Source organism: Streptomyces sp. NPDC101227, assembly GCF_044767545.1.
Lineage (GTDB): Bacteria > Actinomycetota > Actinomycetes > Streptomycetales > Streptomycetaceae > Streptomyces.
Genome location: NZ_JBIWOD010000024.1, coordinates 23,782 through 40,137, shown reverse-complemented (window position 1 = coordinate 40,137; position 16,356 = coordinate 23,782). Strand labels below are relative to the sequence as shown.

At 72.3% G+C, this 16,356-nt stretch carries 15 protein-coding genes; 10 read left to right on the top strand and 5 right to left on the bottom strand.

Translation table 11 applies throughout. From position 1 onward, the window contains the following. The first annotated feature begins 39 nt into the window (after positions 1-39). Positions 40-882, top strand: coding sequence for a nitrilase-related carbon-nitrogen hydrolase (locus ACIRPT_RS36425; protein ID WP_403835350.1), 843 nt, complete (start codon positions 40-42; stop codon positions 880-882). Further along, on the top strand, positions 879-2,192 hold the full coding sequence (locus ACIRPT_RS36420; RefSeq protein ID WP_403835348.1) for an aspartate aminotransferase family protein: 1,314 nt from the start codon (positions 879-881) through the stop codon (positions 2,190-2,192). Before ACIRPT_RS36425 ends, ACIRPT_RS36420 begins: the two co-directional genes overlap by 4 nt. A gap of 55 nt (positions 2,193-2,247) precedes the next feature. On the opposite strand, the gene ACIRPT_RS36415 is transcribed toward ACIRPT_RS36420, so the two are convergent. Beyond that, positions 2,248-2,850 carry a DUF2867 domain-containing protein gene (locus ACIRPT_RS36415; protein WP_403835345.1) on the bottom strand — a complete coding sequence of 201 codons (603 nt, stop codon included), beginning with the start codon at positions 2,848-2,850 and terminating at the stop codon, positions 2,248-2,250. Between the two features lie 95 nt (positions 2,851-2,945). On the opposite strand from ACIRPT_RS36415, the gene ACIRPT_RS36410 reads away from it, so the two are divergent. Continuing rightward, positions 2,946-3,506 carry a TetR/AcrR family transcriptional regulator gene (locus ACIRPT_RS36410; RefSeq protein ID WP_403835343.1) on the top strand — a complete coding sequence of 187 codons (561 nt, stop codon included), beginning with the start codon at positions 2,946-2,948 and terminating at the stop codon, positions 3,504-3,506. A gap of 68 nt (positions 3,507-3,574) precedes the next feature. Here the strand turns inward: ACIRPT_RS36410 and ACIRPT_RS36405 are convergent, their stop codons facing one another. After that, positions 3,575-4,459 carry an ABC transporter substrate-binding protein gene (locus ACIRPT_RS36405; protein ID WP_403835341.1) on the bottom strand — a complete coding sequence of 295 codons (885 nt, stop codon included), beginning with the start codon at positions 4,457-4,459 and terminating at the stop codon, positions 3,575-3,577. 490 nt (positions 4,460-4,949) lie between these two features. Here ACIRPT_RS36405 and hydA point away from each other — a divergent pair, with 490 nt between their 5' ends. Beyond that, the gene (hydA, locus tag ACIRPT_RS36400) at positions 4,950-6,356 is read left to right on the top strand and encodes a dihydropyrimidinase (RefSeq protein WP_403835338.1); all 1,407 of its coding nucleotides are present in this window, start codon (positions 4,950-4,952) and stop codon (positions 6,354-6,356) included. An 11-nt stretch (positions 6,357-6,367) separates the two neighbouring features. Then, positions 6,368-7,369, top strand: a complete 1,002-nt coding sequence (locus ACIRPT_RS36395; protein WP_403835335.1) for a TIGR03842 family LLM class F420-dependent oxidoreductase — start codon at positions 6,368-6,370, stop codon at positions 7,367-7,369. A 368-nt stretch (positions 7,370-7,737) separates the two neighbouring features. On the opposite strand, the gene ACIRPT_RS36390 is transcribed toward ACIRPT_RS36395, so the two are convergent. Beyond that, positions 7,738-8,802, bottom strand: coding sequence for a biotin/lipoate A/B protein ligase family protein (locus ACIRPT_RS36390; protein ID WP_403835332.1), 1,065 nt, complete (start codon positions 8,800-8,802; stop codon positions 7,738-7,740). Between the two features lie 404 nt (positions 8,803-9,206). Here ACIRPT_RS36390 and ACIRPT_RS36385 point away from each other — a divergent pair, with 404 nt between their 5' ends. Continuing rightward, a complete protein-coding gene (locus tag ACIRPT_RS36385; protein ID WP_403835329.1) occupies positions 9,207-9,443 on the top strand; it encodes a chaplin in 237 nt (78 codons plus the stop codon). An 89-nt stretch (positions 9,444-9,532) separates the two neighbouring features. On the opposite strand, the gene ACIRPT_RS36380 is transcribed toward ACIRPT_RS36385, so the two are convergent. Both ACIRPT_RS36380 and ACIRPT_RS36375 read right to left on the bottom strand, forming a co-directional pair. Next, complete coding sequence (locus ACIRPT_RS36380) at positions 9,533-10,294, bottom strand: SIR2 family NAD-dependent protein deacylase (RefSeq protein ID WP_403835327.1); 762 nt, start codon at positions 10,292-10,294, stop codon at positions 9,533-9,535. A 37-nt stretch (positions 10,295-10,331) separates the two neighbouring features. Continuing rightward, positions 10,332-11,291: a hypothetical protein gene (locus ACIRPT_RS36375; protein ID WP_403835325.1), complete on the bottom strand. Its 960-nt coding sequence runs from the start codon at positions 11,289-11,291 to the stop codon at positions 10,332-10,334. Positions 11,292-11,347: 56 nt separating this feature from the next. Between ACIRPT_RS36375 and ACIRPT_RS36370 the strand changes: the two genes are divergently transcribed. From ACIRPT_RS36370 to ACIRPT_RS36355, 4 genes are all read left to right on the top strand, one after another. Further along, positions 11,348-13,222, top strand: coding sequence for a gamma-glutamyltransferase family protein (locus ACIRPT_RS36370; protein WP_403835322.1), 1,875 nt, complete (start codon positions 11,348-11,350; stop codon positions 13,220-13,222). An 80-nt stretch (positions 13,223-13,302) separates the two neighbouring features. Continuing rightward, entirely contained in the window at positions 13,303-14,238 is a 936-nt protein-coding gene (locus tag ACIRPT_RS36365; protein ID WP_403835320.1) for an inositol monophosphatase family protein, read from the top strand. Between the two features lie 40 nt (positions 14,239-14,278). Further along, positions 14,279-15,700: a phytoene desaturase family protein gene (locus ACIRPT_RS36360; protein ID WP_403835317.1), complete on the top strand. Its 1,422-nt coding sequence runs from the start codon at positions 14,279-14,281 to the stop codon at positions 15,698-15,700. Between the two features lie 47 nt (positions 15,701-15,747). Further along, positions 15,748-16,266 carry an O-acetyl-ADP-ribose deacetylase gene (locus ACIRPT_RS36355; protein ID WP_403835314.1) on the top strand — a complete coding sequence of 173 codons (519 nt, stop codon included), beginning with the start codon at positions 15,748-15,750 and terminating at the stop codon, positions 16,264-16,266. Positions 16,267-16,356 lie beyond the last annotated feature (90 nt).

Genomic DNA, 16,356 nt, shown 5'->3' with positions numbered 1-16,356 from the left:
CGTGGGCTGCAGGCTGACGCATCGACAAAGGAGCAGCTCATGGCCGATGTTGTGCGTGCCGCACTGGTCCAGGCGAACTGGACCGGCGACACCGAATCGATGATCGCGAAGCATGAGGAACATGCCAGAGCGGCGGCCGCGCAGGGCGCCAAGATCATCGGCTTTCAAGAGGTCTTCAACGCCCCGTACTTCTGCCAGGTCCAGGAGCCGGAGCACTACCGCTGGGCCGAGCCCGTGCCCGACGGCCCGACCGTGCGCCGCATGCAGGCGCTCGCGCGCGAGACCGGCATGGTCATCGTCGTACCGGTCTTCGAGGTCGAGCAGTCCGGCTTCTACTACAACACCGCGGCCGTCATCGACGCCGACGGCACGGTCCTGGGCAGCTACCGCAAGCACCACATCCCCCAGGTCAAGGGCTTCTGGGAGAAGTACTACTTCAAGCCGGGGAACGCGGGCTGGCCGGTCTTCGACACGGCCGTCGGAAAGGTCGGCGTCTACATCTGCTACGACCGCCACTTCCCCGAAGGCTGGCGGCAGTTGGGTCTCAACGGCGCCCAGCTGGTCTACAACCCCTCCGCCACCTCCCGCGGACTGTCCGCCTACCTCTGGCAGCTGGAGCAGCCCGCGGCGGCCGTCGCCAACGAGTACTTCATCGCCGCGATCAACCGGGTCGGCGTGGAGGAGTACGGCGACAACGACTTCTACGGGACCAGCTACTTCGTCGACCCGCGCGGTCAGTTCGTCGGCGAGGTCGCCAGCGACTCGAAGGAAGAACTCCTCATCCGCGACCTCGACTTCGGGCTGATCGACGAGGTCCGGCAGCAGTGGGCGTTCTACCGCGACCGCCGCCCCGACGCCTACGACGGGCTGGTGCAGCCGTGACCCACGACCCCGCGGAACTGCACGCGCGCCACCGGTCCGTCCTGCCGTCCTGGCTGAGCCTCTACTACGAACGGCCGCTCGAGATCACCCACGGCGAGGGCCGCTACGTCTGGGACGCCGAGGGCAACCGCTACCTCGACTTCTTCGGCGGCATCCTCACGACCATGACGGCGCACGCCCTGCCCGAGGTGACCAAGGCGATCAGCGAGCAGGCCGGCCGCATCATCCACACCTCGACGCTCTATCTCTCCCGGCCCATGGTCGAGCTGGCCGAGCGGATCGTCGCGCTCTCCGGCATCCCCGACGCCCGGGTCTTCTTCACCACCTCCGGCACGGAGGCCAACGACACCGCCCTCCTCCTGGCCACGTCGTACCGCCGCTCCAACCAGATCCTGGCAATGCGCAACAGCTACCACGGCCGGTCCTTCTCCGCCGTCGGCATCACCGGCAACCAGAGCTGGTCGCCGACCAGCCTCTCGCCCCTCCAGACGCTGTACGTACACGGCGGCGTGCGCGGCCGCGGCCCGTACGCGCAGCTGAGCGACGCCGCGTACATCCAGGCCTGCGTCGCCGACCTCGAGGACATGCTCCAGCAGACCGCGGGCGGCGTCGCCGCGCTGATCGCCGAACCGGTGCAGGGGGTCGGCGGCTTCACCTCGCCGCCGGACGGTCTGTACGCGGCGTTCCGCGAGGTGCTCGCGCGGCACGGCATCCTGTGGATCAGCGACGAGGTGCAGACCGGCTGGGGCCGGACGGGAGACCACTTCTGGGGCTGGCAGGCCCATGCGGAGAACGGCCCGCCGGACATGATCACCTTCGCCAAGGGCATCGGCAACGGCATGTCCATCGGTGGTGTGGTGGCCCGCGCCGAGGTGATGAACTCGCTCACCGCGAACTCCATCTCCACCTTCGGCGGCAGCCCCGTCACCATGGCCGCCGGCCTCGCCAACCTCACCTACCTCCTCGAACACGACCTCCAGGGCAACGCCCGGCGCGTCGGCGGCCTGCTCATCGAGCGGCTGCGGGCGGTCGCGGCGGGGCTCGATGTCGTACGGGAGGTGCGCGGCCGCGGCCTGATGATCGGCGTCGAGCTGGTGCGCCCCGGCACCGACGAGCGCTCGCCGCAGGCCGCGTCGCTGGTGGTGGAGGCCGCCCGGGAGAGGGGCCTCCTGATCGGCAAGGGCGGTCAGGGCGGCGCCTCGCTGCGTATCGCACCCCCGATGACGCTGACCGTGGCCGAGGCGGAGGAGGGGGCGGAACTCCTCGCGGAGGCGCTGAGTGCGGCGCAGGGCGGACTGGCCGGGACGTAGTCGCGCACACCGACGGCGGGCGGCGCGACGGCAGTTGCCCCGCCCGCCGTCGCTGTCAGCGCGCGCTCCGTACGGCGGCGTTCGCCCGCCACTCGCGGCCGATGGCGCGCATCAGCGCCGGGTACACCCCGATGTAGCGGAAGGGTTTGATCGCGGCCATGTAGAGGGCGCCGAAGAATCCGTTCGGCTTCACCAGAACGGCCATCTGGCCGCGGTAGCCGCCGGATCCGTCCGGGACCCAGCCGATGTGCATCACCGCGTGCACGGTCTTGTTGCCCATCTCGGCGGCCCATTCGTCGTCCCGCTGATAGAGGGCGGTGAACGGGGACGAGCCGAGGTCGGGGCCTCGGGGGCCCTCGCGAAGGTCCGCCGGCAACCGGTCGCGCAGGGTGGGCAGCCGGCTGCCGATGCCGGTACCGGACTTGTCCCAGCCGAGCAGCGCTCCGAGCTTCCAGCGGATGGCGAAGAGCGCGCGGGAGACGAGGCCTTCTCCGGTCACCCCGCCGCTCATTCCTTCGGCGATCTGGCGCACCAGCCACACGAGGTCGGCGGGTCCGCCGGGGGTGGGCAGCGCCCACACGTCCTCGACCGTGAAGTCGTGGGCGATCTCGTGGATCCGCCAGGCGCGGTCGGTATGGGCGGTCCGGGGAAGTCGCATGAGCAGACCCCTGTCTATACGGTGGCGTATAGAACGAGCGTAGACCTATCTATACGGCTCCGTATACTTGGCGGGGACGTGAGGAGCCACACACCATGGGCACAACCCGCACACCACGCGGCAAGTGGATCGAGGAAGGCCTGCGGGCGCTGGTCGCGGGCGGCCCCGAAGCCGTCCGGATCGAGGTGCTGGCGCAGGCGCTCGGCGTCAGCAAGGGTGGCTTCTACGGGTACTTCCGCAACCGGGGCGCGCTGCTCGCCGAAATGCTCGACACCTGGGAGTACGAGGTCACCGAGAGCGTGATCGAGCAGGTGGAAAGCGGTGGGGGAGACGCCAGGGCCAGGCTGGAGCGGCTGTTCGCCCTCGTCGCCGCCACCACCGACGGGCCGGTGCGGGGCACCACCGCCGATATGGCGATCCGCGACTGGGCCCGCCGGGACGCGGCCGTCGCCGAGCGGCTGCGCCGCGTCGACAACCGCCGTATGGACTACCTGCGTTCCCTGTTCTCCGCGTTCTGTCCCGACGAGGACGAGGTCGAGGTCCGCTGCCTGCTCGCCGTCTCGGTGCGCATCGGCAACCACCTCAATGCGGCCGACAACGGCAAGCGCAGCCGCGCGGAAGTGATGGAGCTGATCAGGCAACGGCTGCTGGAGTAGCCGCGCCCCGCCGCCCTCGTCACCGCGCGTGCCTCGCCCCCGGCCGAGGCGCCGCCGACCGCCAGTGCCTAGCCGCCCGCCGCCACCTCGCGCACGGTGTCGGCCACCAGGGTGAAGAAGCGGGTGTGCGCGCGGCGGCTGCACGGAGCCTCCGGGTTCCACGGCAGCAGCCGTGCGCCGGCCTCCAGGGCGCGCCAGTGTTCGTCGGCGCGCAGCTGCGAAGGCCGGGCGGCGTTGACCCGTTCGTCCGACAGCACGATGTCCGGGCGCATCCCGGCGGCCTCCGCCCAGCCGACCGTGGACCAGTTCGCGCCGGACCCGGCGGCCGGCTCCAGCAGGTCGACGCCGTGCTCGGCCAGCGCCCGCAGATCCGGCCAGGCGCCGGGCCGGGCCAGATGGACCCGCTCGCGGTCGCCGGGCGACAGCGCGAGCACCCGGGGCCGCACCGGCCCCCCGGCCGCCTGCCGCAGTACATCCTCCGCCGCGTCCAACTCCCGTGCCGCACCTAGAGGTTCGCCCTTGCCCAGCGATCCGGCCAGCGCCGCGAACCGTTCCCGCACCTCGGCGAGCCCCCGCCCCGGCCCCACCGCGATGGCCGCCACCGGGACATGCGCCTCCAGTTCCAGCGCGATCTTCGGCTCGAGCCCGTAGACCTGCTCGCCGTCGTAGGTGACGGCCACGACGAGATCCGGCTCCGCCTCCAGCAGGGCGTCCGGGTGCAGGGCACGGCCCGAACCGAGGTACCGGATCTCCGCCAGCGGCAGCTCGCCGGCCTTGGCCGCGTCGGGGGCGGAGCCGTCATGCTGGGAGCCGAACAGCCCCACGGGGCGGATGCCGTGGTCCCACAGCGTGGCTCCCGCCTGTATGTAGGAGACGATCCGCGTGGGTCGGTCCCCGGCCACCGCCAGGCGCCCGCGGTCGTCGGAAAACTCCCACGGCGTGCTCTGCTCCATGACGTGCCGCCTTTCTGACGTCCGGTGTCCGGTGTCCTGAGGGGGTGTGTGGTGTGTGGTGGCGTCCGGTGTCGTCTGCGTCCTGAGTCCGGTTTCCTGCCCGTTCGCGTCCCGGCTTGTCCCTCTCCCGGCCTGTCCCTGTCCCCGGCCGTCCCTGCGCGGCCCGTTCCGGCGTCCTCGTTCTGCCCGCCGCGGCGCCCCCGCACCCCTCCGGGGCCGCTCTCCCACAAGCGGTGGGACGGGCTCCGATCCCGCCCGGCGTTCCACCGTCCAGCCGATCGTCGGCGCAACACGAACGTCCCCGCTGATTAACGGTCACGGTATTGCCACCGTGGGTGACATGCTTCTACGGTCTCCTTCTCGACCGGAATCTACGGGTGTAGACCGGTTGTGGCATGGCGTCAGCGGAGCAGGCATGCCGAGGAGACGGCGCACGTCGCGCTCCGCCTCCGGTGCCGCCGAGGTTGCTGGTGTGGAGGGAGCAGGGATTGTGAGCCGTACGGTCATCCGGGGCGGACTTGTCATCACCGCCGCCGACGAGATGCACACCGATGTCCTGGTGGAGGAAGGCCGGATCGCCGCCCTGGCCGCGCACGGCAGTCCGCACGCCGAGAGCTGGAGCCAATCCGCGGACCGCACCATCGACGCCACCGGCAAATACGTCATCCCGGGCGGCGTCGACGCACACACCCACATGGACTTCCCGTTCGGCGGGACCGCCTCCTCCGACACCTTCGAGACCGGCACCCGCGCCGCGGCCTGGGGCGGCACCACCACCATCGTCGACTTCGCCGTCCAGAGCCGCGGCTACGCGCTGCGCCACGGCCTGGACACCTGGTATGCCAAGTCCGACGCCCAGTGCGCCATCGACTACGCGTTCCACATGATCCTCTCGGACGTGAACGAGGGCACCCTCAAGGAGATGGACCTCCTGGTGGCCGAGGGCGTCACCTCGTTCAAGCTGTTCACCGCCTATCCGGGCGTGTTCTACAGCGACGACGGCCAGATCCTGCGGGCGATGCAACGGGCCGCGGGCAACGGCGGGTTGATCATGATGCACGCCGAGAACGGCATCGCCATCGACGTCCTCGTCGAGCAGGCACTGGCCGAGGGCCGGACCGACCCCCGCTACCACGGCGAGGTCCGCCACGTCCTCCTCGAAGCCGAGGCCACCCACCGCACCATCCAGCTGGCACGGGTCGCCGGCGCGCCCCTGTACGTCGTCCATGTCTCCGCCGAGGAGGCCGTCGCCGAGATCTCCCAGGCCCGCCGCATGGGACTGAACGTCTTCGGCGAGACCTGCCCGCAGTATCTGTTCCTGTCCACCGACAACCTCGCCGAGCCGGACTTCGAGGGCGCCAAGTACGTGTGTTCCACGCCGCTGCGGCCGCGCGAGCACCAGGCGGCGCTGTGGCGCGGGCTGCGGACCAACGACCTCCAGGTGGTCTCCACCGACCACTGCCCGTTCTGCTTCCAGGGGCAGAAGGAGCTCGGCCGCGGCGACTTCTCCAAGATTCCCAACGGTATGCCGGGGGTGGAGAACCGGATGGACCTCCTCCACCAGGGCGTCGTGGAGGGCCGGATCAGCCGCCGCCGCTGGATCGAGATCGCCTGCGCCACCCCGGCCCGGATGTTCGGCCTCTACCCGAAGAAGGGCACCATCGCCCCCGGTGCCGACGCCGACATCGTCATCTACGACCCCACCGCCGAACAGACCGTCTCCGCCGAGACCCACCACATGAACGTCGACTACTCCGCGTACGAGGGCAAACGCCTCACCGGACGGGTCGAGACGGTCTTCTCCCGCGGTGAACTCGTCATCGACCAGCGAGAGTTCACCGGGCACGCGGGCCACGGCCAGTACATCCCGCGTGGCACCTGCCAGTACCTCATCTAAGGAGCGCCGCCGTGGACTTCGGACTCGTCCTGCAGGCCGACCCGCCCGCATCCGCCGTCGTGTCCCTGATGCGCCGCGCCGAGCGCAACGGCTTCCGCTACGGCTGGACCTTCGACTCGGCCGTGCTGTGGCAGGAACCGTTCGTCATCTACAGCCGGATCCTGGAGCACACCGATCGCCTGATCGTCGGCCCGATGGTCACCAACCCCTCCACCCGCACCCCGGAGGTCACCGCCTCCACCTTCGCCACCCTCAACGAGATGTACGGCAACCGCACCGTCTGCGGCATCGGGCGCGGCGACTCGGCGATGCGGGTGGCCGGCCGGCCGCCCAACACCCTGGCCCGGCTGGGCGAGGCGATCGGCGTCATCCGGGATCTGGCCGAGGGGCGGGAGGCGGAGGTGGGGGGGCACCGGGTGAAGATCCCCTGGATCAGGGACGGCAAGCTGCCGGTGTGGATGGCCGCTTACGGCCCCAAGGCCCTGGACATGGCGGGGCGGCTGGCGGACGGCTTCATCCTCCAGCTCGCCGACCCGTTCCTCACCGAGTGGATGATCAAGGCCGTACGCAATGCCGCCGTGGCCGCCGGGCGCGACCCGTCCGACGTCACCATCTGCGTCGCCGCGCCCGCGTACGTGGGCGACGACCTCGGCCACGCCCGCGAACAGTGCCGCTGGTTCGGCGGCATGGTCGGCAACCACGTCGCCGACCTTGTCGCCCGCTACGGCGAACACTCCGGCCTGGTGCCCGACGAGCTCACCGACTACATCAAGGCCCGCGAAGGCTACGACTACTCCCACCACGGCCGCGCCGACAACCCCGACACCGCCTTCGTACCGGACGCCATCGTCGACCGCTTCTGCCTGCTCGGCCCGGCCTCCGCACATGTCGAAAAGCTGTGCAGGCTGAGGGAGTTGGGCGTCGACCAGTTCGCGCTGTACGCGATGCACGACGCGAAGGAAGCGGTGATCGACGCGTATGCGCAAGACGTCATTCCCGCGGTGAACGCCTGACCGGCGCCTGAGCGGCCGCCCTGCCCCGCCGCGCGTCTCGCTCAGGCCGGTGCGTCGTTGAGCGGGGCGCCGCCCGCGACCTCACCGGCGGCTGGACGGCGGGCCCGCTCGCGCTGATCGTCGTATCCGTGCCGATGGGCATCACCGGCGCACTCGCCGGCCGCGGCGCTCGCATCAGCCGATAGTGATGCGAGGGCCTGCGGGGCGATGGGAAGGCGTGCGGGGCGACCGCCGCCCGGCAGCGCCGCCCGCGCGGTGGCCGGTGTGCCCGTCCGGTCGGGCGAGTGCGGAGTCGAGCCGGGCCGCCCGCGCCGCGAGATCGGCGACGGCCGGGGGCGGACCTGACACGGAATGCGGTCCGCGGCCGGTCAGGGGACGCGCGCGGTCCACTCGTCGTTCTCGAACTTGGTCCGCACGAGGTCCCGGGCGCGGGCCATCTCCTCGTCCGTGACGGCGCCTTCGGCGAGTCCGTAGCGGCCGCGGAAGGAGGAGATCATCCGGTCGATGACCGTGGCGCGCGGCAGGCCCGTCTGCCGCCGCAGCGGGTCGACCCGCTTCTTGGCGCTCCGGGTGCCCTTGTCGGAGAGCTTCTCCTTGCCGATGCGCAGGACGTCGAGCATCTTGTCGGCGTCGATGTCGTACGACATGGTCACGTGGTGCAGGACCGCACCGGGGCCGCCGCCCGGTGCCACCACGCGCTTCTGCGCGGCGCCGGCGACCTTGCCGACTTCGGTGGCGATGTCGTTGAGCGGCTGGTACCACGCCTTGATGCCCATGTCGCCGAGGGCGATGAGGACCCAGTCGTCGAGGTAGGCGTAGCTGTCGGCGAAGGACAGGCCGGAGACGAGGGACTCGGGGACGGCGAGGGAGTAGGTGATGGTGCTCTGCGGCTCCGCGAACATCGCCCCGCCACCGGAGATCCGGCGGACCACCGTGACGCCGTGGCGGGCGGCCCCGTCGAGGTCGACTTCATTGCGCAGCGACTGGAAGCTGCCGATGATGACGGCGGGGGAGTCCCACTCCCACACCCGCAGCGTCGGCGGGCGGTGGCCGGCCGCCACCTGCGCGGTGATGACCTCGTCGAGCGCCATGTGGAGGGCCGGGGGCTGGGGCGGTTCGTGAATGAGCTGCCAGTCGAAGTCGCGCCAGTCGGTGGCCTGGGCCAGCGCGCGGCGCACCGCGACGGCCACGCTCTCGGTGCTGAGACCGAACAGGACGGCCGACTCGGGCAGCGCGGCGTCGATACGGCCCGTCAGCCCGGCGGTGTCCGTATCGGCGGGGGCGCCCTCCAGGGCCGCGTCGATCAGCGCGAGGGCCTCGTCGGGCTCCAGGAAGAAATCCCCGGAGACCCGGACGTTCCGCAGAAGTCCGTTCTCCACGGCGAAGTCGACCACCACCAGCTTGCCGCCGGGGACCTTGTACTCGCCGTGCATGCTGCGCCCTCCGTGCCTACCGGGCGCGCCCGCCCTAGACGATGTCCTTCACCCCTCCAACGGTAATCGGATGCCGGGAATTCCGTGGTCGCGACGGCGCCGAAGGGGGGTGAGCACAGAGAGTCGGGTGCGATGAGGGAGGTGAGGGGGGTGAGGAGGATGAGGGGGGCTGGCAACGGTAACTCCCGTCCTGCCGGCCTCAAGGCGTGTCCAGCGACAGCCCGCCCGGCGATTCAACTGGCCCTGATTCGGCATGGGTTGGAGGTGTCACCGGTTCGATGGAATTCGGGACATCCGCCGTTTTGTCCGAGATCGTGCCGGAGAACCTCCCCTGGTCCGGCGCTCCCCGGCCGTCCTGCCCAGGAGCACCGCAGTTCCGGATCCACCGTCCCATGGGAGCGAACATGCGTATCCGTACCGCCCTCGCCGCCACCGCCCTGGCCGCAGCCGCCGTCCTCGGCGGCGCGGGAGCCGCCTCCGCCGATGCGGATGCTTCCGGCGCGGCGGTGGGCTCGCCCGGCGTCGTCTCCGGCAACGTCGTCCAGGTCCCGGTCCACGTCCCGATCAACCTCTGCGGCAACAGCATCGACATCATCGCCCTGTTGAACGCGGCATCCGGCAACACCTGCGTCAACGCCTGACGCGGGGACCGGCCCGAAGGTCCCGCCGCGGCGCCTTCGGACCGGGGCCGCACAGGCCGCGTCACGGCCGTCGGCCCAGGTCAGGGCCGTCAGCCCAGGCCTTCCAGCAGCCGGGGCAGCGCGCTGCCGATCGGTTCGCGGATCACCTCGTCGGCGCGGTCGTCGTACGGCGTCGGCTCGGCGTTGACGATGATCAGGCGGGCACCGTGGTCGGCGGCGACCCCGGCGAGCGAGGCGGCGGGCTGGACCTGGAGCGTGGTGCCCACGGCGAGGAAGATCTCGGCGGCCTTGGCCACGCCCAGCGCCGTACCGAGTACCTCCGGATCCAGCCGCTGCCCGAACATCACCGTCGCCGATTTCAGGATGCCGCCGCACACCAGGCACGCGGGGTCCGGATCGCCCGCCGTCACGCGCTCCAGTGCCTCCTCCATGGACGACCGGGCATGGCAGCGGGTGCAGGTGACGGCGCGCGCCGTGCCGTGCAGTTCGAGGACCTTGCGTGCGGGCATTCCGGCGAGCTGGTGCAGCCCGTCGACGTTCTGGGTGATCACCCGCACCGGGGTCCCGGACCGCTCCAGCCGAGCCACCGCCTCGTGCGCGGCATTCGGCCGGGCCCGGAACGCCGGGCTCTCCAGCCGCATCCGCCACGACCGACGCCGGATCTCCGGATCGGCCATGTACGAGTCGTAGGTGACCAGCTTCTCGGCCTCCGGGTCGCGCCGCCACAGCCCGTTCGGACCGCGGTAGTCGGGGATCCCGGAATCGGTGGAGATCCCGGCGCCGCTCAGGATCGCAACGAGGGGGCGGCGGGCCGGCTGGCCGGCGGCCGGGTCGTGGTCGGTGCTGGTCATGGGGCGAGCGTACGCAGGGCGCTCGGCCGGCGTCGTCTCAGTTTTCCGTGTCGGGGTGCCAGCCGGGGGCGTGCTCGGCGGCGAGCGCGTCCCAGGTCGCCGCTCCGCCGGGCAGCGGCCAGGAGCGGGTGAGGTGGGCGACGGAGAACAGCTTGCGCAGCTCGTCCGCCAGGCGCCGGCTCTCGTTCGCGATGCGGGAGGATGCGAGCGGGTCGCCGGCGGACCGCTGCCGCTGAAGGTGGGCGATGCGTTCCTCGTACTCCCGGATGAGCGGCTGGGCGTAGGCCCCGGGAGTCTCGCCCTGGTACTCGCGGTTCAGGCGCAGCACGGGCGGGCGGCCGCCCTCGGCGAGCGCGGCCAGGAGCCGGTCGTGGCCGTCCAGCACCACGCAGGCGTCGAGCGCGCTGTTGCCCCAGAGCAGCACGGGAGGCAGCACGCCCTCGCGGTACTGGCGGCGATAGGCCTTCACCCGCGCCGCGTCCGGGTCGGACAGCGGACGCAGCGGGAGGACGTCGCGGCTGTCCTCCGGGGGACTTCCGGAGAACCAGGCGATATGGCCGCGCTCCGGGTCGTGCCGGAGCGAATCCCAGAAGGCGTCGACCGCGTACGAGGACATGCCGGGGCGTAGCTGCCAACCCCCTTCGTGCAGCGGCCCGTTGGGACTGCCCCGCAGCGCTTCGGTGAAATGGCGGGCCCACCTCGCGAACCAGGCGCCGTCATCGTCGGGGCAGGCTTCCCGATACGCGCGGGCGAGGCCCGCGCGCAGTGGCGGCAGCGGGGACGCGTACCGCCCGGTGCGGGCGTAATGCACCCCGAAGTGCGTGACGCGCTGCCGGGCCAGCAGCACGACCTGCCCGCCCTGGAGCAGTACCATCCGCCGCCCGTCCGCGACTTCGAAGCGCAGCGGCGGTCGCACCGGACCGTCCACGCTCAGCGCCAGGCCCTCCCAGGGGACGCCGGCGGCCGAACGGGGGAGATTGGTGCGCTGCATGGACATGCGGAAAGGGTACGTACCCGGTGACCGTCCCTTCCGCGTCATGGACAAGGAGCTCCGTGTTCACCACCCGCCCCACCCTCCAAGGCACCTTCGGCATGGCCTCCACCACGCACTGGCTGGCGTCGCAGTCCGCGATGGCCGTCCTGGAGGACGGTGGCAACGCCTTTGACGCGGCCGTCGCCGCCGGGTTCGTGCTGCATGTGGTGGAGCCGCATCTGAACGGCCCGGCGGGCGAGGTGCCGATCCTGCTGGCCCCGGCCGGCGGCCCGGTGCGGGTGCTGTGCGGGCAGGGCCCGGCGCCCCGCGGCGCGAGCGTGGCGCACTACACCGCGCTCGGCCTCGACCTGGTGCCCGGCACCGGGCCGCTCGCCGCCGCCGTACCGGGCGCCTTCGACGCCTGGATGCTGCTGCTGCGCGACCACGGCACCAAGTCCCTCGCCGAGGTGCTGCGCTACGCCATCGGATATGCGGAGGACGGGCACCCGGCCGTGGACCGGATCGGCGAGACGGTGGAGACGGTCCGCGAGCTGTTCGAGACGGAGTGGACCACCTCCGGCGAGGTCTACCTGCCCGGCGGCAAGTCCGTCGCCCCGGGCGGGCTGCTCAGGAACCGCCCGCTGGCGGCCACTTGGCGGCGGCTGATCGCGGAGGCGGAGGCCGCCGCGACCGGCCGCGAGGCGAGGATCGACGCCGCCCGCAGGGTGTGGCGCGAGGGCTTCATCGGGGAGGCGCTCGCCGACTTCGCGGCCCGCCCGGCCATGGACACCTCCGGCGAGCGCCATGCGGGCACGCTCACCGGTGACGACCTGGCCGCCTTCTCCGCCACGTACGAGGACCCGGTCACCCACGACTGGCAGGGCTGGACGGTCGCCAAGGCGGGCGGCTGGTCGCAGGGCCCGGCGTTCCTTCAGCAACTCGCCCTGCTGCCGGGGGAGTTGCCCGCGTACGGCAGCCCGGAGTACGTGCATCTGCTCATCGAGGGCTGCAAGCTGGCGATGGCCGACCGCGAGGCCTGGTACGGGGACGCCTGGTACGGGGACGCCCGCTCCGGCGAGGGTGAGGCGCCGCTCGCCACGCTGCTCGGCGCGGACTACAACGCCGCCCGCCGGGCGCTGATCGGCGAGCACGCCTCGTACGAACTGCGGCCCGGCAGCCCGGACGGCCGCACCCCGCGGCTGAGCAAGCACGCCGCGGCGGTCGCCTCCGGGGACGCGGGCTCCTTCGCCATGGGCGTCTCCGGGGACGGGGCGGGCGAGCCGACGGTCGGGCACGGCGCGGCGTCGGATGCCGCGGCCGTCGCGCCCGAGACCGACCGGAACGGCGCCACCCGGGGCGACACCTGCCATATCGACGTCGCCGACCGCTGGGGCAACCTGGTCTCGGCCACGCCCTCCGGTGGCTGGCTCCAGTCCAACCCCGTCATCCCGGACCTCGGCTTCCCGCTCGGCACCCGGCTCCAGATGGCCTGGCTGGAGGAGGGCCTGCCCAACACCCTCACCCCCGGGCGCCGCCCCCGGACCACCCTCACGCCCTCCCTCGCGCTGCGCGACGGCGTCCCGGTGATGGCCTTCGGCACGCCCGGCGGCGACCAGCAGGACCAGTGGCAGCTGCACTTCTTCCTCGCCGCAGCGCTGCGCCCGCCGGTCCGCGGCGGCCTCGACCTGCAAGGCGCCATCGACGCCCCGAACTGGCACAACGATTCCTTCCCGGGTTCCTTCTTCCCCCGTGGGATGCGGCCGGGCAGCGTGACGGTGGAGTCCAGGATCGGTACGGCGGCGATCGGGGAGCTGCGGCGGCGCGGCCATCTGGTCACGGTGGGCGGCGCCTGGTCGGAGGGGCGGCTGTGCGCGGTGGCGCGGGATCCGGAGACCGGGGTGCTGTCGTCGGCGGCGAATCCGCGGGGGATGCAGGGATACGCGGTGGGGCGCTGAACCGTCCCGTGGCCCGGGCGGCACCTGGAGTTCACCTGGGGTCCGGTCGCTGTGTCAGTGCCGCGTGTTTCCATGGACGCATGATCGAAGCACTTCGTACCCACGATTCGGGAGATACCACGAACATCACCCCTGCCGCGGCCCTCCCGGCCACGGACTTCGCCCCCGGCCTCGCCGCCCCCGACCTGTCCGCGCCGGACCTCTCCGCGGCGGACCTGGCCGCCGTCGAGGCCGCCGTCCGCCAGGCCGCGGCCGATGAGATCATGCCGCGCTTCCGGCAGCTCGCCGCCGAGGACATCGTCGAGAAGAACGGCCCGCACGACCTCGTCACGGTCGCCGACCGGCTCGCCGAGGAACACCTCACCGCCGCGCTCACGGCCCTGCTGCCCGGATCCCGGGTGGTCGGTGAGGAGGCGGTGCACGCCGACCCCTCCGTGCTGGACGCGCTGCGCGGCGACGCCCCCGTCTGGATAGTCGACCCGGTCGACGGCACCCGCCAGTTCGTGCACGGCGACCCCGGCTTCTGCACGCTCGTCGCGCTCGCCCACCGCGGCGAGGTGCTCGCCTCCTGGACGTACGCCCCCGCGCTCGGCCTGATGGCCATCGCCCGCCGTGGCGCCGGCGCCGAGCTGAACGGCGTCCCGCTGGGGGCCGGATCCCCGGACCCCGGCGCCGTCCTCGACGTCGCCACCTCGCACTTCGACTTCACCGACGACGACCAGAAGCGGGTGCTCGCCACCCTGGACACCGGCGGTATCGCGCCGCGCCCGTGCGGCTCGGCGGGCCTGGAGTATCTCGCCGTAGCCCGCGGCGACCTCGACGCCACGGCCTTCAGCTGGGAAAACGCCTGGGACCACGCCGCCGGACTGCTGCTGGTCCACGAAGCGGGCGGCGCCAGCGGTACGGTCGCCGGGCAGCCGTTCCGCATAGAAGGCGGCAATGCGCTGCCGTTCACCGCGGCACGGGACGCCGAAACGGCCCGGCGTATCCTCGGACTGCTGGCAGCCGCCAACTGATCCTCACCGACGAGGGTCGGACTTGAGGGGAGTGGCGCAGGTGCCGAGGATGCTCGATGCCGTCGTGATCGGGGCGGGACCCAACGGCCTGACGGCGGCGGTCGAACTGGCCCGCCGCGGAATGTCCGTCGAGGTCTTCGAGGCCCGCGACACCATCGGCGGCGGAGCCCGCACGGAGGAGCTGACCCTCCCGGGCTTCCGCCACGACCCCTGCTCGGCGGTGCACCCCCTCGGCGTGGGCTCGCCCGCCTTCGGCGCCATGCCCCTGGAGCGGTACGGCCTGGAATGGCTGCACCCGGATCTCCCGATGGCGCATCCCTTCCCGGACGGCACGGCCGCCGTGCTGGCCCATTCCGTCGGCCAGACCGCGATGTCCTTCGGCCCGCGCGACGCCGGCACGTACCGCAGGCTGGTCGCGCCGTTCGTCGGCAAGTGGGACAGCCTGGCCCATGACTTTCTGCGCACCCAGTGGCTGGGCCTGCCCAAGGACCCGGTGACCTACGCGCGGTTCGGCCTGGTGGCGATGCAGCCGGTCCCCCTCCTCAACCGCCGCTTCCAGGACGAGAAGGCCCGCGCCCTGATGGCCGGTCTCGCGGCGCACGCCATCGCGCCGCTCGGCTCCTTCGGCACCAGCGGCCTGGCCCTGATGTTCGCGCTCGCCGCGCACGCGGGCGGCTGGCCGGTGCCGCGCGGCGGCTCCCAGGCCATCTCCGACGCGCTCGCCGGGCTGCTCCGCGCCCACGGCGGCGCGGTGCACACCGACTTCGAGGTCAAGCGGCTGGACGACCTGCCGCCGGCCCGCTCGTACATCTTCGACACCTCACCGACCGCGCTCGCCCGGATCGCGGGCCTGGGCAACGCCTACCGGGACGTGAAGTACGGCCCCAGCGTCTTCAAGATCGATTACGCGATGGCGGAGCCGGTGCCCTGGACCGCCAAGGAGGCCCGCCGGGCCGGCACCGTCCACATCGGCCCCACGAGCGGCGAGATCGGCGCCGCGCTGGACGCCGCCGTGACCGGCCGGGACCCCTCCGTCCCCTTCCTGATCACCGCCCAGCCCAGCCTGATCGACGACAGCCGCGCCCCCGAGGGCAAGCACACCTTCTGGGCGTACGGCCATGTCCCCAACGGCTGGGAGGGCGACGCCACCGACGTCGTCGAGCGGCAGATCGAGCGCTTCGCGCCCGGCTTCCGCGACCTCGTCCTGGCCCGCGCGGTCGCCGGACCGCCCGAGATCGCCGCCCGCAACGCCAACTACGTCGGCGGCGACACCGCCAGCGGCTCCGCCGCCGGGCTGCGGCTGCTCATCCGCCCCAAGCTCGCCCGGGTCCCCTACGAGACGGCGCACCCCGCCATCTTCCTCTGCTCCCAGTCCACCCCGCCCGGCCCCGGCGTCCACGGCATGTCCGGCCACTACGCCGCCAAGACGGTCTGGCGCCGGCTGCGCGCGAACCGCCGCTGATCAAAAAGGCTCGCCACCCCGCGCGCCGCTGCTTACGCTCGGGCCTCATGAGCGCCTCCACCTCCCTCACCCTCGTCCAGGGCGACATCACCGAACAGGCCGTGGACGCCGTCGTCAATGCCGCCAACTCCTCCCTCCTGGGCGGCGGCGGAGTGGACGGCGCGATCCACCGCCGCGGCGGCCCGGAGATCCTCGACGAGTGCCGCGACCTGCGCGCCTCCCGCTACGGCCGGGGACTGCCCACCGGCGCGGCGGTCGCCACCACCGCGGGCCGGCTGCCCGCCCGCTGGGTCATCCACACCGTCGGCCCGGTGTTTCAGGCCTCCGGCGGCGACGCTTCGCTCCTCGCCTCCTGCTACCGGGAGTCCCTCCGGATCGCCGATGAGCTGGGCGCGCGGACCGTCGCGTTCCCGGCCATCTCCACCGGCGCCTACGGCTGGCCGATGGACGACGCCGCGCGCATCGCGGTGGAGACGGTGCGGGAGACGGAGACGGCGGTGGAAGAGGTGCGGTTCGTTCTCTTCGACGAGCGGTCCTTCGCGGCGTTCGCCGCATACGTGAGCTGACCGCGGCGGCACGGTCCCCTCGGACCCGGCACGGGGGGACCTCCCGGACGACGGCAGCAGTGCCGGTTTTCCCGCTGTCTCCCCTCGCCA